The organism is Candidatus Hydrogenedentota bacterium (genome assembly GCA_013359265.1).
Lineage (GTDB): Bacteria > Hydrogenedentota > Hydrogenedentia > Hydrogenedentales > SLHB01 > JABWCD01.
In genome coordinates, this window is record JABWCD010000004.1 from 172,084 (window position 1) to 186,837 (window position 14,754).

The 14,754-nt window shown below is 60.3% G+C and carries 14 protein-coding genes and 1 pseudogene; 5 read left to right on the forward strand and 10 right to left on the reverse strand.

The annotated features are described in order from the left end of the window. Positions 1-298: 298 nt before the first annotated feature. The 7 genes from HUU46_04535 to HUU46_04565 form a co-directional block, all read right to left on the reverse strand. The gene (locus HUU46_04535; protein ID NUM52893.1) at positions 299-1,615 is read right to left on the reverse strand and encodes an aldehyde dehydrogenase EutE; all 1,317 of its coding nucleotides are present in this window, start codon (positions 1,613-1,615) and stop codon (positions 299-301) included. A gap of 10 nt (positions 1,616-1,625) precedes the next feature. Next, positions 1,626-2,408 (reverse strand): CPBP family intramembrane metalloprotease, encoded by a 783-nt coding sequence (locus tag HUU46_04540; GenBank protein NUM52894.1) that lies wholly within the window; start codon positions 2,406-2,408, stop codon positions 1,626-1,628. After that, complete coding sequence (locus HUU46_04545) at positions 2,405-2,695, reverse strand: EutN/CcmL family microcompartment protein (GenBank protein ID NUM52895.1); 291 nt, start codon at positions 2,693-2,695, stop codon at positions 2,405-2,407. Before HUU46_04545 ends, HUU46_04540 begins: the two co-directional genes overlap by 4 nt. A gap of 75 nt (positions 2,696-2,770) precedes the next feature. After that, positions 2,771-3,076, reverse strand: a complete 306-nt coding sequence (locus tag HUU46_04550) for a BMC domain-containing protein (protein ID NUM52896.1) — start codon at positions 3,074-3,076, stop codon at positions 2,771-2,773. 77 nt (positions 3,077-3,153) lie between these two features. Continuing rightward, positions 3,154-3,771 carry a BMC domain-containing protein gene (locus HUU46_04555; GenBank protein ID NUM52897.1) on the reverse strand — a complete coding sequence of 206 codons (618 nt, stop codon included), beginning with the start codon at positions 3,769-3,771 and terminating at the stop codon, positions 3,154-3,156. A gap of 12 nt (positions 3,772-3,783) precedes the next feature. Then, positions 3,784-4,425, reverse strand: coding sequence for a methyltransferase domain-containing protein (locus HUU46_04560; GenBank protein ID NUM52898.1), 642 nt, complete (start codon positions 4,423-4,425; stop codon positions 3,784-3,786). Between the two features lie 36 nt (positions 4,426-4,461). Then, on the reverse strand, positions 4,462-5,397 hold the full coding sequence (locus tag HUU46_04565) for a branched-chain amino acid transaminase (protein NUM52899.1): 936 nt from the start codon (positions 5,395-5,397) through the stop codon (positions 4,462-4,464). A gap of 237 nt (positions 5,398-5,634) precedes the next feature. On the opposite strand from HUU46_04565, the gene HUU46_04570 reads away from it, so the two are divergent. From HUU46_04570 to HUU46_04585, 4 genes are all read left to right on the forward strand, one after another. Then, complete coding sequence (locus tag HUU46_04570) at positions 5,635-6,846, forward strand: DegT/DnrJ/EryC1/StrS family aminotransferase (GenBank protein NUM52900.1); 1,212 nt, start codon at positions 5,635-5,637, stop codon at positions 6,844-6,846. 309 nt (positions 6,847-7,155) lie between these two features. After that, positions 7,156-7,773: a class I SAM-dependent methyltransferase gene (locus HUU46_04575; protein NUM52901.1), complete on the forward strand. Its 618-nt coding sequence runs from the start codon at positions 7,156-7,158 to the stop codon at positions 7,771-7,773. 11 nt (positions 7,774-7,784) lie between these two features. Further along, positions 7,785-9,158: an alpha-glucosidase/alpha-galactosidase gene (locus HUU46_04580; protein NUM52902.1), complete on the forward strand. Its 1,374-nt coding sequence runs from the start codon at positions 7,785-7,787 to the stop codon at positions 9,156-9,158. Positions 9,159-9,209: 51 nt separating this feature from the next. Next, positions 9,210-9,932, forward strand: a complete 723-nt coding sequence (locus tag HUU46_04585; protein NUM52903.1) for a phosphodiester glycosidase family protein — start codon at positions 9,210-9,212, stop codon at positions 9,930-9,932. A 20-nt stretch (positions 9,933-9,952) separates the two neighbouring features. Here the strand turns inward: HUU46_04585 and HUU46_04590 are convergent, their stop codons facing one another. The 3 genes from HUU46_04590 to HUU46_04600 form a co-directional block, all read right to left on the reverse strand. Next, positions 9,953-11,698, reverse strand: a complete 1,746-nt coding sequence (locus tag HUU46_04590) for an arylsulfatase (protein ID NUM52904.1) — start codon at positions 11,696-11,698, stop codon at positions 9,953-9,955. 146 nt (positions 11,699-11,844) lie between these two features. Next, complete coding sequence (tmpT, locus tag HUU46_04595) at positions 11,845-12,495, reverse strand: thiopurine S-methyltransferase (protein ID NUM52905.1); 651 nt, start codon at positions 12,493-12,495, stop codon at positions 11,845-11,847. Positions 12,496-12,543: 48 nt separating this feature from the next. Next, a complete protein-coding gene (locus HUU46_04600) occupies positions 12,544-13,650 on the reverse strand; it encodes a type IV pilus twitching motility protein PilT (GenBank protein NUM52906.1) in 1,107 nt (368 codons plus the stop codon). A 50-nt stretch (positions 13,651-13,700) separates the two neighbouring features. Between HUU46_04600 and HUU46_04605 the strand changes: the two are divergent. Further along, positions 13,701-13,859, forward strand: a pseudogene (locus HUU46_04605) (twin-arginine translocation signal domain-containing protein). Positions 13,860-14,754 lie beyond the last annotated feature (895 nt).

Genomic DNA, 14,754 nt, shown 5'->3' on the forward strand with positions numbered 1-14,754 from the left:
GGATTTTAAGTTTCAAAAGGGGAAAGGAGATCCGGGGTCAGGAATCTGGAAGGCATTCGATCATGACGAGATGGACTGGTGGGAAGAGTATTGCCGTGTCTCGACGAGCGCAGCGATGCGTCATTTACCGAGACGCCGCTGTGCGTCGGCCATGCGGAATCACAGATTGAATGCGGCACTACCTTGTACTTGCGCGACGCGCCGAGATCGAAAGTCAGGAAACCAAGGAACCGAAACGTGTGCCAAATCTACGCAATTGCGGCCCCATTGCTCCCTGTGCGCCCCGCACGATTTTTCATCACACAATGCGGAACGAATCCACCAAGGTGCAGCGGCGCTCGCGCGTGAAGCTGATGGGGGAGGTCATGCCTTCGCCGGTGGGGCTGGCGATGGTGAAGGAGGTGTAGCCCTCGCCGCCCATGCCGAGGCCGGCGAAGGTCGGGCCGTTTTTCACAAAGATCGAGCAGTTTACGAGCCGCGCCATCTTGGACAGCTTATCGATGTTTCGCGAGTGCATTGTCGCGGTGTGGCGGCGGCCGCCCTCGTAGGCCAGCGCAAGATCGATTGCATCGTCGGCATTTGCAGCGCGCACGACTGGCAACACCGGCATAAGCTGCTCGGTCCACGGGAGCGGATGATCGCGGTCCACTTCGCAGATTGCAAGGCGCGTCGATGCGGGCGCGTCGATTCCGACTTCGCGCAGGATCAGGTTTGCGTCTTTGCCGATCCAATTCTTGTTGATGACGCCGTTTCGGCCATCGCGAGAATCGAAGATCACGTTGCACAGACGTTCGATGTCGCTGCCGGTGACTTCTACGCATCCGCACGCAATCATCTCGCGCTTCAGTTCGTCGGCGACGGATGACACCACAACGACTTCCTTCTCGGCCGTGCAAATGATGTTGTTGTCGAGTGACGCGCCGGCGACGATGTTCCGCGCGGCCACTGGGATGTCGGCGGTCTCATCCACGACGGCGGGAGGATTGCCCGGTCCGGCCGCGATGACCTTCTTGCCCGATACCATCGCTTCGCGCACGACGCCCGGCCCGCCGGTCACGACCAGCAGTGTAACGTCCTGGGCCTTCATGAGGGACTGCGCTGTGGCGATGGAAGGTCCTTCGACGGCGGTGACGAGGTCAGCGGGTCCGCCCGCGCGCACGATGGCATCATTCAGGATTTCGACGCACCGGATCGAGCAGCGCTTTGCGCTGGGGTGCGCATTGAATACTACGGCATTCCCACCGCTGACCATGGCAATCGAGTTGTTGATGACTGTTTCGGTGGGGTTCGTCGAAGGAATGATTGCGCCAATTACGCCGTATGGCGCGCGCTCCGTGAGCATGAGGCCGTGGTCGCCGCTTTTGGCGCGGGGCTCGAGCATCTCCGGCCCCGGCGTTTTTACGGTCACGAGGAGGTTCTTCTTGATCTTGTCTTCCGTGCGCCCGAGACCCGTTTCGTCCGCAGCCAACAGGGAGAGTTCCTTGACGTGCGCCACCGCGGCGTCGCGCATCGAGGCTACGATGGCGAAGCGGAGGTCGAGGCTGCGCCGCTCCATTTCGAGAAACGCGCGCCGTGCTCGTGACACTGCCGCGACTACAACGTCCCGTTCGGACACTACACGACTCCTATATTCCGGCGGCCACTTGCAGCACGACCAACGCGGTGTTGTAGGTCCAATGACTAATGATGCTGGGTGTCAGGGAATCATACACGTGTCGCTGAATGGTCCACACCGTTCCCATGACGACGACAACCCCCAGCCCTGCCCATTCTCCCCACAATTGCGCGGCATGCAGCAACGCGAACCAAATCGAAACGATTCCAATAGCCCAGGCCGGCGACAGGCTGCGCCGCAGGATGGGGAAGATGAAACCCCGATAATACAACTCTTCGAGTGGGGGTACCATGACTGCAAAGATGAGGAAGGAGAACAGAAGTGTGGGGCTGCCATCGGCGGATTCGTCCACTGCAATTTCGTAGATGGGCGCCTCGCCGGTTGCAAACAGGGTCATCACCACGCCGGCGACGATCGCTCCGACGATCCCGATGGTCAGGCTCTGGGACGCCACGCGCGCGGGAACCGAGATTAGTCCGAACCCCGCGCGAAACGATCTCTTGGAACGCACGCAGGAAAAGTAGAAAGCGATTGGCAGTGCAACGGCCCAGTCCAGCAATACCAGCGCGAACAAGAGTGTGGGTGGCAAATCCATATTCGGCATTTCGCCGGTTTGGGCGTATCGGATTGCGAAAAAGGTTCCGACTCCCACAATTTGCAGAAGGAAGTTGCAGCACCAGATGATCGCGAGGGCGATCGCCAGGTCGCGAAAGCGGGGTTCAGTCCTGACGGGAACATCGGGCGCGGTGGGTTCGGTCTCGGGTAGGGGGGGCGGGACGGCGTTTTCGCTCATGCCTTCCGCCACTTGACGGTCCCTTCCACGTCCCAGGAATCGACAATCGCCATAATTACGGCGTCGCTCGGCCGGTCGCGCGTGGCTTCGGTGAGGCGCGCGGAGCTACCGGAAGCGACCAGAACGACCTCGCCAGCACCCGCGCCGACGGCGTCGACCGCGACGACGTATCCGCCGGTTTCTCGCGCGTCAATGTCGAGCGTCTTCACGATGAGGAGCTTGCGCCCCTCGAGCGACGGTTCCTTCGCGGTGGAAACGACAGTGCCTACTATGCGTCCGATTTGCATGTTAAGTCGCTACCAAGAATAACCACGGAGACACGGAGAATACGGAGGCATTGCGGCGCGTACCAGACAGTGCGCCTACTTCTTCATCTCTTTCGCGGCCTCGTCGCGGCGGCCAAGGGGTAGCGCCACGTCGACGTTCGCGTGCGGGCGCGGGATGATATGGACGCTGACGACTTCGCCGACTGCGCGCGCCGCGCGTTCGCCGGCCTCGCAGGATGCTTTCACGGCGGCGACATCGCCGCGAACGATGGCGGTCACGTAGCCGCCGCCGATCTTCTCGTAGCCGACCAGCTCGACCTTGGCGGCTTTTACCATTGCGTCCGATGCTTCGACCATCGCGGCGAACCCGCGCGTTTCCACCATACCCAGTGCGTCAGCCATGTGCGGTTTTCTCCTCTTCCGACCCCGGCTTTCCCGTGCTCTTGCTGGTAATCGTAATCGTAATCGTAATCGATCTTCTAGTCCGTCCGCCCGTTCAATCCATCGAGCGCCTTTACGGCCGCCTCGCTGCCCACGACCACGTCTGCTTCCTCGCCGCCGAGATACAATCGGCCATAGTTTCCGAAGGGGCGCAAGTCGACCAAGGTCACGCGGCTCGCCTTCTCGGCTTCGTTGGCGGCGAGAATTGCGTACAGCGCGGGCTGGGTTTCCAGGATGAAAAGGGTCTGGCCCGCGAGCAGCATCGAGCCGTCACGGCTCTTGTTAATTAGGCTGGCGTGGTAGGGGTCGACTTTTCGTATGACCGTGCTCGATGCGATTCGGGGCTTGATGCGATCGGATTCCGTCGCGTCGAGCGCGGCTAGAACCGCGTCGCCTGCCTGCCGTACGTTGGCCTGCGACTCGCTGTGCACCTCGAGGGTGCCGAAGCTGCGCTCGACGACCTGGATTGCGGGCCGGACGTCGGTCGTTTTCACTGCGATATCCAGCAATCGGACGATGTCCATGCCGGGCGCAACCTCGACGAAGAGGTTCGCCATGCCCGCGACCGGCATGTAACCCTGTACCGTCGACGCCATGAACGAGGCGAGTTGTTCCTGCAAATTGTCTATGACGAAAAAGCTGCGCAGTTCGGCCATAGGGGTGATGCGCTATCCTTTCTTGCGCAATTGCGCGGTGTAGGAAAACGTCTTGGCGCGCAGTGTAGCGAATTCGAATCCAGTTTTGCCCGCCAGTTCGCGCAGCTTCCCGACGCGCTGGTAGTGCGGGTCCGGGAAAATCTCCGTTATGACGAGCATTCCGTCGTCCTTCAACGCGTGGTGAATTTCGCGCAGAGCGCGTTCGCGGTCCGGTATCTCGCCCAATACCGTGACCAGGAATGCCCGATCGAAATAGTCCGCCGGTAGGTTCCCGTCCCCCGCACCGGCCAGAATCGGCTTGACGTTTTCGACGCCGCGCTCGTGGATTCGCTTGTTCAGGCGTTCGAGCATGCGGGGCTGGATGTCCAATGCGACGACTTCACCCCCCGGCCCAACGAGGTCGGCGGCCCGAAACGTCAGCCGGCCGGGCCCGCACCCGACATCAACGACGCGCATGCCGGGGGCCAGATCGAGCGCGTCGATGGTCGTGGATTGTCCGCCGTGCCTCTCCATGAACTTGAGTTCGAGCATCCACGCGAGCCAGGTGGGGCACGGGAGATTTCCGACGCGAGCGAGATATCGCCATGCAACGCTCATCGCGACAAGGCCAAGGAGGATTCCAACGCCAATCCCGATGAGCGTCGTTGGCTGCAAGGGCAGCGCTCCAGTCGCAGTTCGCGGCGTTCAAGGTCAGTAGACCGGCGTACACCAGTGGGCGTACTTGGGCACTTTACCCTGAACGACATCGAAGTAAATCTTTTGTAGCCGGCGCGAGATGGGGCCGGGTTCGCCGCTGCCGATATTGCGCCGGTCGACGGACCGCACGGGGGCGACCTGTGCCCCGGTACCGGTGAAGAACAACTCATCGCAGACGTACATTTCGGTGCGAGCGATGGGACGTTCGATAATCTCAAGGCCAAGTTCCTCGCGGGCGAGTTGAATTACCGTGTTTCGCGTGATGCCGACGAGAATGTCCGCCGTTGGCGGCGTGGTGACGAGTTTCCCATCGAGAACCATGAACAGGTTCATGGCGCTGCCCTCGGCAACCGTCCCGTCTTCGCGCAGAAAAATGGCCTCGTCGAAACCGTTCTGTTTGGCTTCGCTCGATGCGAGGGAGGAGTTGATGTAGCTGCCGACCGACTTCGCGCGGCTGGGAATGGCGTTGTCGGAGAGGCGGCGCCATGAGGTGACCATGCAGTCGAGCCCGGCATCGACGTCGACGTAATCGCCCAGCTTCATGACCCAGCAGCAGAAGCTGCTTTCGACGTCATGAAGCTTCGGACCGAGCGAGCGCTCGCACTTATAGGCGATGGGGCGGATATAAACCCCTTCCTTGAAACCGCTGCGCTTGACCAGTTCGACGCAGATGCGCGCGATATCGTCGCGCGACTCGGGAATGTCCATGCACAGAATGCCGAAATTACGCACCAGGCGATCGACGTGTTCTTTCAGGCGAAAGACGAGGACGTTGCCGTCGCTTTCGCGGTAGTAGCCGCGGATACCTTCGAACAATGCCGTGCCGTAGTTGAACGAGTGGGTGAGTATGCTGACGTTTGCCTCTTCGATCGGCACGAATTTGCCCTCGAAGTAGGCGAATTTCCCCGGGTCAATAATGCGCTTGGCCATTCCGTCCTCCACAACTGCGTGCGTCCACGGGATCGTTCATCTGCTGCAAGTACGGGCGGGCATGCGCACGAATCCCTAGAGAAGCGAGTAAGGGATTTACTTTACGCGGCTTACGCGGCACTGTCAAAGTGCCGTCCAAGCAATCCGATGGATCGGGCCGAAAAGTGGGCGCGTACTTTGACGGTCACCGCCGCAGACCGCTACAATAGATGAAATTTCCCCCGCAAGGAGCGAATTATGTCTATTGTATCGGCCTCTCGTCTGGCGCTGAAGGGGGGCGTGCCCGTCCGTCCGGCCACAAAGCCTTGGCACTCGTGGCCGGTATTCGACGATCTGGAGCGCAAGGCGCTGCTGGATACGTTGGAGTCGGGCAAGTGGTTCCTGGACGCGCGCATCAAGAAGTTCGAACACGAGTTCGCTGCGTTCCAAGATGCGAAACACTGCATCGCCCTCAATAGCGGGACTGCGGGCCTCGAGATTTGCCTTGAAGCGCTGGAAGTCGGCCCGGGGGACGAGGTCATCGTTCCGCCGTACACGTTTGTGGCGACTGCGAGCGCGGCAATGCGCGTGGGCGCAACGGTGATCTTTGTCGATGTCGACGATACCTGGAACATCAATCCCGACTTAATCGAGGCGGCCATAACGCCGAGAACCAAAGCGATTATGCCGGTGCATTTTGGGAGTGCGGTCGCGGATATGGACCGAATTAACGCCATCGCCGCAAGGCATGGCATCCACGTCATCGAGGATGCGTGCCATTCGTGGGGATCGAAGTGGAAGGGCAAGGGGACGGGAGCGCTGGGGCATGGCGGCGTGTTTAGCTTCCAGATGTCGAAGAACATTACCGCCGGCGAAGGCGGCGTGATACTCACCGACCACGAGGATTTCGCAGACATGTGCCGGGCGATCTCGAACTGCGGGCGCACGAGGGGCGCTGCATGGTACGAACACTCCGTGGTCGGTACGAACGCGCGAATGTCCGAGTTTCACGCGGCGGTGTTGAGCGCGCAACTGACGCGGCTCGAAGATCAGACCTTGCGCCGCGAGAAGAACGCCGCGATCCTCAACGAGGCGCTCGGGGCACTCGAGGGAATTACGCCGCAGCCGGGCGATTCGCGCATGACGCGGCGCGCGTATCATCTCTACGGGCTGCGCATCAATCCAGAACTGTTTGGCTGTTCGCGGGACAAGGCCGTCGAGGCAGTGAAGGCCGAGGGCTTGCCGTGCGGGGGCGGGTATATGCACCCGCTGTACAAGCAGCCGGTGTTTACGAACTGCAAGACTGGACCGGACTACACGAAGGTCCATTGTCCCGTTGCGGAAGACATGTGTTACCGCAGTGTGGTGTGGTTTCCGCACCACTTCCTGCTCGGAACCGAGGACGACATGCAGGACATCGTCGACATCTTCACGAAGGTCAAAGAGAACGCCGGCGAGTTGACAGACTAGCCCCGCTGTCGGTTCATACCGTTGTTCCGTTAGCGTGTCCGGCGCCTCGATTGAGAGAAGAATCTCGAAGTTCAGAATTGAAATCTCAATGGGGAGAGGACATCCGGAGTGAGGCGATGGGGAGGCGATCGATCCCGACGAGATGAATCGGGAGGAGAAGTACTACCGCTTATTGACGAGTGCCGGTGAGCGGTGTTCATCGAGACGCTGCTATTCGGCCACGTGCAATTTCAAATGGAATGAATCTCCGTTAGATTCTTTCGGATGTACCGACCAGAAGGCTGCGCATCGGTCGCACTGGTGACAAGCATGGGCTTTTATTCGCGTTACGTATTCCCGCGCATGATGGACATGGTTATGTCGAGCGGTCAGATGTCGAGAGTCCGCGCGGCAGTCCTCTCCGGTGTGTCCGGCGATGTATTCGAGATTGGCGTCGGAACCGGGCTGAACTTGGCGCACTATCCCGCTCATGTGACGGAATTGACCACGGCGGATCCGAACGCGGGTATGTGCGGCATGGCGCAGCGGCGTATCCACGCGCGGGGGATGAAGGTCACGCATCACACCGTGGGCGGAGAAAACCTTCCCATTGAGGATGCCTCGTTCGATTGCGTCGTGTGTACGTGGACGCTGTGCAGCATTCCCAAGGTCGAACAGGCGCTTCGCGAAGTACATCGCATACTACGTCCCGGCGGCAAACTGCATTTTGTCGAGCATGGGCTCGCGGACGACGACCGCATTCGGCGCTGGCAGCACCGGCTGACGCCGATACAGAAGATCGTGAGCGACGGCTGCCACTTTAACCGGGACATCTGCGCGTTGATTCAATCGCAACGTTTTCGCTTCGAGACGATCGAGAATTACTACCTGCGCCGGGTACCGAAATTCGCTGGATACCTCTATCAAGGAATCGCCTGCAAAGACTAATGGGGGAACGCATGCCGCCACGTATCGCGATGATAGGCGCGGGAAGCATCGGATTTACGCGTACATTGGCGCACGACATTCTCGCCGTTTCGGAACTGCGCGGGTGCGAACTGTCGTTAACGGACATCAATGCAGCGAATCTGGATGCCGTATACCGTCTTCTCGAACGGGACATCGCCGCAAACGGTTTCCCGACGAAACTGAGCAAAACCACGGACCGGCGCGCTGCTCTCGATGGGGCGAAATATGCATTTTGTACCGTGCGCGTCGGCGGGCTGGAGGCGTTTGAAACGGACATTCGTATTCCGCTGAAGTACGGCGTCGACCAGTGCGTAGGAGACACCCTGTGCGCGGGCGGGATTATGTACGGGCAACGTGGGATTCCGGTGCTGCTCGATGTCTGCCGCGATATCCGCGACGTCGCGCCGGGTTGCGTGTTCATGAATTACTCGAACCCGATGGCGATGCTGACATGGGCGTGCAATACCTACGGAGGAGTGAACACCATCGGGCTGTGTCACGGTGTGCAGGACTCGACGGAGGTTCTGGCGAACGCGCTCGGTGTGCCGCTGAGCGAACTCGACGTTGCCGCGGCTGGAATCAATCACCAGACATGGTTTCTGACAGTGGCACACAAGGGCCGCGATCTGCGCGCCGAGGTGCTCGGCGCACTGGAACGTCACCCAGTCTATCGCGAGACCGAGAAGGTGCGGATCGATATCCTGCGACGGTTCGGATATTGGTCGACGGAGAGCAACGGACACTGCTCCGAGTATGTCCCGTGGTATCGCAAACGGCGAGACCGGATCGCGAGATGGATTGACCGGAGGGAGTGGATTCACGGTGAAACGGGCGGATATCTGCGATTCTGCAAGAAGACTCGCGCGACATTTGCGCGCGACTGCTCCCGCTGGCTAAAGGAGCCCGCGCCCGACTTATCGTCCCAGGCGCGGTCGCGAGAGCACGGAAGCTACATCATCGAGGCGATGGAAACCGGCCGCACGTATCGCGGTCACTTTAACGTGATTAATCGGGGTTGCATTACGAACCTGCCGCCGGATTGCGTGATCGAAGCGCCGGGTTATATCGATCGCGCCGGGTTGCACACACCGATTGTCGGCGACTTGCCGCTGGCGTGTGCGGCGACATGCAACGCGAGCGTGCAGGTCCAGCGCATGGCTGTGGAAGCCGCGGTGCGCGGCGATGTCGTGCTATTGAAACAAGCCATGCTGCACGATCCGCTCGTCGGCGCCGTGTGTTCGCCTCCGGAAGTCTGGAAGATGGCTGACGAAATGATCGCCGCGCAGAAGAAGTGGCTCCCGCAGTACCGTGTGCGTGCAGCACGCGGCACGGAACGGCGGCGCAAGGCGAGCGGACACCGGTAAGTGCACCTATTCAGACCGAGACCCTGCTTTGCGCTGTTGGTGACTGTCACCATGTGCTGCGCGGCATTCGCCGCCGATGACTCGAAGGCCCAACCCATACGGTACGAACGTATGGCGTTTGAAGGAGCGGAATTTCATGTAGTTCAGGTGGACCTGCGCGAAGCCCAGGTCGGCGCGGTTTGGAGAGGTGAGGACGGCAAGCCACTCATGACGTTTGCCAACGCGTTGGAGCATTGTCGCTCCAAATCACTGGAACCGTTGTTCATGACCAATGCCGGTATTTTCACACCGGGCATCGCGCCGGGCGGGCTGTACGTAGAATCGGGCGCGGTGCGCGTTCCGGTTAATCGCAACGAGGGAAAGGGCAACTTCCATCTGAAACCCAACGGCGTGTTTTTCCTCGACACAGAAGGTGCGCACGTGCAGGACACCGAACTTGTCCATGAAGACGCTGTCAGGAAGATGCTCGTTGCAACGCAATCGGGACCGTTGCTGGTTGGTGACGGCAAGCTTCACCCGGGGTTCCGGCGCGAGTCAGAAAACAAGAAAGTGCGCAGCGGTGTGGGCGTCCGGACTCCGCTGGATGTCTGCTTCGTTCTGAGTGAGGGCGAAGTGAATTTTCATCTTTTCGCGCGGTTATTTCTAGAATCGCTTCAATGCCAGAACGCGCTCTATTTGGATGGCGTCATTTCGCAATTCTACATGCCGGGCAAGCCGGAGTTTCAGCCCGGCTTGGAACAGTTCGCGGCGATGCTTGTGGTCACGGCGAAGTAGCTGTCGTTGCGTCAGACAGTTCACGCATCAACATGCACAATGTCCACGTATCGAGCGCCGTTGGCGGGGTCGGGGTTGTTGGCCCAGGCGCGGACGGATGCGGGGCCGTCGTGTAGTTTCACGCCGTTGATGATGGTGAACTCCGCGCCTTCTGCGATTGGCGCGCTCGCCCGCGTACCACCGATCTGCACGTGCGCGGTCCCCGAGTTTACTTCCTGAGCGAAGCGCAGGGTCACGTCGTACGTACCGGCGCGAGCAATACGCGTCTTCCAGAACCCGTTCGCGCCGTAGCCGCCACCTTCGCCGGCGCGTTGGTCTTGCAGGGTGAGGTACGTGGGGCCGCCACGTTCGTGGCCAACGACGATCTCCGGGGGCGCATATCCGCGAGTTGCGCTAACATCCTCGAACCACGCTTCATACTCTTTGCGCAGGCGCGTTACGACTTCGGGGTTTTGTGTGGCGATGTCGTTTTCTTCGGCGAGGTCCGATTGGAGGTCATACAATTCGACGCCGTTGACGAGCTTGTATTGATGCGTAAGCGCACAGCAATTGTTGTACGGTTCCGGCGCATCACCCCGATGCCATTGGAAGAATAGGGTGCGGTCCGGCCAATCGGCGTTGTCATCCGTCAGGAGTGGCGCGGCACTGCGGCCGTCGAATCGAACGGTGTCCGGCGCGGGGACGCCGCAGAGATCGAGCAATGTCGGCGCTATGTCGATGTGCGCGGTAAGGCGCTCGACGTCTTTTCCAGCAGATATCTTTTCGGGCCACCGCACGAAACAGGGCACGCGGATGCCGCCCTCGTAGACGGTCGCTTTTTGCCCGCGCATGCCCGCGTTGAAGCGCAGGGCCTCCGCGGGCATCTGCGCGCCGTTGTCGGTCATGAAGAGCACGATGGTGTTGTCGCGAAGTCCGAGGCGATCGAGTGCGTCCATGATGCGCCCGACGTTTTCGTCGATGTTGGCGACCATGCCGTAGAACTTGGCGATTCGATCGTCGAGGCCCAACTTGCGGTACGGTTCCGCGTAGCGATCTTCCACTTCGAGGGGAGTATGCGGGGCGTTGGTCGGGACATAGAGAAAGAACGGTTCGTCCTTGTGGCGTTCCAGAAAGGCAATCGCTTCGTTCGCGAAAATGTCCGCGCAGTAGCCGTCGCGCCGTTCGGGCACGCCGTCTCTTAGCAGGATGGGGTTGAAGTAGCCCTCGCCGCCGGGGAAGTCGGCGGGCTGCGACAATCCGCCTCCGCGCAGGACGAGCGATTCCTGAAACCCCTTGTCGCACGCGCGCATGGGGAAGCAGTCGCCGAGGTGCCACTTGCCGAAGATGCCGGTCTTGTAGCCGGATGCTGCGAAGATTTCCGCGATCGTCGTTTCGCCGGGATGCATCATCGCGCGACCGCGAAACGTGTCGATGGCACAGGTGCGGTAGTTGTAGCGGCCGGTCATCAGGCTGGCGCGCGTGGGCGTGCAGACGGGGGAGTGGTGATGTTGGGTGAGCCGCGTGGATTCCGCGTGGAGCCGATCGATGTTCGGAGTCTTGAGGTGCGGATTGCCGTAGCAGCCGAGATCGCCGTAGCCGTGGTCGTCGGTCATGATGAGCAGGACATTCGGGCGGCGTTCCGCCGTCACGGCAGACCTGGCTGGCTCGGCCGCAACCGCTGCTGACCCGGCTGCCAGCAGCGCCGACTGCGCGAAGAACTGCCGGCGGGTATGGCGGCTTGCGTCAGATATGACGGATGTCGGTTGACTGGAATGGGTTGAGCTCATTGGCGTCTCCGTGCGCGTTCAAGGTGGATTCCGCTCACTATCCCGTGTGCGTCGAGGCATGGATGGCTCTCTGCGCGAAACAGTATAGCGAATAGCGTTGTACGTCAACGCCGGGCAAGCACCCTGGCCGCGTGAGATCGCGCAGACTACGCGGACGGGACTCGGGAGCGGAGCAGCCAAACGGCTTCTGCCGCGGCGCATTTGCCTTTCAGGCCGCCAGGGACTTCCTCGTTCGAGAGACAGGTTAGTTGGTACGAATCGCCGAAGTGCCGATGAATCTCCTCGTCATTGACCGAAAACGGCGGGCCATCCATCCGGCGTTGGTCGTACACGAAGCTTATCAACAACTGCGGCGCGCAATTAGTAATCTCGATCACGTGCGCTGCGTAGCGAATGCGCATTTTTTCCGGAAGGGCAACCAACGCCGCTCTGTCGTAAACTGCGTCAACTGACCCCAGCATCTCGCTCGTCACATGGAACACGTCACTGACGAAGACGTCGATGCCTTCGGCGCTGTAGCGCTGCGAATCACCCGATAGAGACACGATGGGGTCCAGTTTGAGATCGGCGAACAACTGGTCTACAGCAATCCTGCTCAGTTCGGCGCCGACCACGCAGTAGCCGTTGGCAAGCAGCCAGTGAATATCGAGCGTCTTACCGCACAACGGAACGAATACGCGGCTCTCTGGCGGCAAGGCAAGTTTGTCGAAGTGTGCGACGAGTGCCGGGTTGGCTTGGCTTTGGTGGAAAGCTATGTCGTTGATTTCCCATTTTTGATGCCAGAATTGGGCGTCCATAGCGATGCATCTATCCAAATAACAGGTGACTGTCCCCATTTAAAGAACTTAGCGCTTTAGGATGCCGCCGCGGCCCTGGCTGAGGAAGATGCCTTGCAGGTTCATCTTGAGTTCTTCGGGGTTGTCCGAATTCCATTCGGCTTCGTCCTGGGATACGAGACCGCGCTTGATGAGATCGACGAGGCTCATATTGAAGGTCTGCATGCCGTCTTCTTTGCCGCCGGCGATGGCGTTGGGAATGACCTTCAGGTTGTTTTCGCGGATGAGCGCGGCGATGGCGGGGTTGTTAAACATGATCTCGATTGCGGGTACGCGGCCTTCGCCTTCCTTGGCCTGGAGCAAGCGTTGGGCGATACACGCGCGCAGTTGCAGCGAGAGTTGCGAGCGGACCTGTGCGTGCTGGTTCGATGGAAACAGGTCAACAATGCGGTCCACCGTGAGCATGGCGTTGGTGGTGTGGAGCGTCGAGAAGACGAGGTGACCGGTTTCCGCGGCGGACATGGCGGCCTGGAACGTTTCGGCGTCGCGCATTTCGCCGATGAGGATCACGTCCGGGTCTTCGCGCATGGCGGCGCGCAGGGCGGTGTGGAAGTTGTTCGTGTCGATGCCGACCTCGCGCTGGCTGATGATGCTCTTCTTGTTCTGGTGCAGGAATTCGATCGGGTCTTCGAGGGTCACGATGTGCGAGCGACGTTCCTGGTTGATCTTGTCGATGATGGACGCGAGGGTCGTTGACTTGCCGCTACCGGTGGTCCCGGTCACGAGGACGAGTCCGCGCGGGATGCGGCAGACGTATTCCATCGCGGGCGGCAAATTGAGCATCGCGAAATCGAGAATCTTTCCGCGGACGTGGCGCATGACAATTCCGGCGGAGCCGCGTTGCATCATGATGTTTACGCGGAAGCGGCCGAGGCCGGGCATACTAAAGGCGATGTCCATGTCGCCGGTATCGAGAAATCGCTGCTTTTTCTCCGGGGGAAGGAGGGTGTCGAGGAAGCCGAGCGTGTCCTCCGGCTTCAGGTTCTCGACGTCCCGGATGAACCGGATTGCGCCGTCCACGCGGACGGCGGGCGGGCTGCCTACGGTCAGGTGGACGTCTGACGCGCCGTTTTTGACTGCGTAGGCCAGGATTTTTTCTAAGGCTAATGTGGACATGCGCACCCCAATCTTCTAAACCGCAACCGTGGTTGTCATAAGTTTATCACATGACCCGCCCCGTGAACGAAACTCTAACTTGGCATGTGGCGTGGTCCGAGCTAGAGTATGTCCTTTACAAGGAGTTCCGACCAATGAAACGCATTGCGCTGTCTCGCAGACAATTTCTCGCCGCAAGCGGCGCCGCCGCCGGGGCGTGGATTGCCGGGCCGTCGTACTCGGAGGAGAGGCCCGCGCCGTTGCCGGGCGTGGTTCCATCGACGACCTATCCGGAGACGGCTGCGCAACTGGTGGTCCCGGACCCGTCGCGGGTCACGATTCTCCAATTCACCGATTCACATTTTCACCAAAACCGCAAGGACGTGCCGCGCGCCGACGAGCGGACTCGGTCGGATTGGAAACGGATGGTTGATTTGTACAAACCCGATTTGATGGCGATGACCGGGGATTTGTGGCATGAAAACCACGACGGGCGGGGCGCGGAATTTCAGGCGGACAGCATCGGGCTGCTGGGCGAATTGGGGGTCCCGTGGGTGTACACGTGGGGGAACCACGATCAACTCACGGACATTCCGAAGGGACACGATGCAGCACACGATGCGAGGAATTCGCTCTATCGTGGCGGGCCGGAGCGGGGCAACTACACGGTGGACGTCGTGGACAAACAGGGCAAGCGCGTGTGGGAGTTGCTGTGCATCAACACGCACCGCGAGGGGCTGACCGGTACATCACACGAGTGGCTGGCCAAGTTCGCGGAACAGAACAGGGAAGTGGCAATTGCGCGGTTTGCGTTTTTCCACATCCCGGTGAAGCAGTATTTCAGCCTGAAGATGAAGAAGACCTTTAACGGCGTGTCATACGAAGGTGTGGCATACGAGAAAGAGGACGGATCGGCATTGGGGCTGTTGAACGCGGTAGGCGGCGTACGTGCGTGTTTCGTCGGGCACGACCATTTGAACGATTGCTCCGGCACGGTCGATGGGATCGATTTGGTGTTTGGGCGGTCGTCGGGTTGGAATGGTTACGGCTATGACAAGTTGCGCAAGGGGGGCAAGCTGATCACGGCGAACAGCGAGACGGGCAGCTACGCATGGGAGTCGGTAT

Excerpts from the sequence above, each read along its gene's own strand:
- HUU46_04540 (NUM52894.1), bottom strand. The coding sequence starts at position 2,408 with ATGAGCGAAAACGCCGTCCCGCCCCCCCTACCCGAGACCGAACCCACC.
- HUU46_04545 (NUM52895.1), bottom strand. The coding sequence starts at position 2,695 with ATGCAAATCGGACGCATAGTAGGCACTGTCGTTTCCACCGCGAAGGAA.
- HUU46_04550 (NUM52896.1), bottom strand. The coding sequence starts at position 3,076 with ATGGCTGACGCACTGGGTATGGTGGAAACGCGCGGGTTCGCCGCGATG.
- HUU46_04555 (NUM52897.1), bottom strand. The coding sequence starts at position 3,771 with ATGGCCGAACTGCGCAGCTTTTTCGTCATAGACAATTTGCAGGAACAA.
- HUU46_04565 (NUM52899.1), bottom strand. The coding sequence starts at position 5,397 with ATGGCCAAGCGCATTATTGACCCGGGGAAATTCGCCTACTTCGAGGGC.
- HUU46_04570 (NUM52900.1), top strand. The coding sequence starts at position 5,635 with ATGTCTATTGTATCGGCCTCTCGTCTGGCGCTGAAGGGGGGCGTGCCC.
- HUU46_04575 (NUM52901.1), top strand. The coding sequence starts at position 7,156 with ATGGGCTTTTATTCGCGTTACGTATTCCCGCGCATGATGGACATGGTT.
- HUU46_04580 (NUM52902.1), top strand. The coding sequence starts at position 7,785 with ATGCCGCCACGTATCGCGATGATAGGCGCGGGAAGCATCGGATTTACG.
- HUU46_04585 (NUM52903.1), top strand. The coding sequence starts at position 9,210 with ATGTGCTGCGCGGCATTCGCCGCCGATGACTCGAAGGCCCAACCCATA.
- HUU46_04590 (NUM52904.1), bottom strand. The coding sequence starts at position 11,698 with ATGAGCTCAACCCATTCCAGTCAACCGACATCCGTCATATCTGACGCA.
- tmpT (NUM52905.1), bottom strand. The coding sequence starts at position 12,495 with ATGGACGCCCAATTCTGGCATCAAAAATGGGAAATCAACGACATAGCT.
- HUU46_04600 (NUM52906.1), bottom strand. The coding sequence starts at position 13,650 with ATGTCCACATTAGCCTTAGAAAAAATCCTGGCCTACGCAGTCAAAAAC.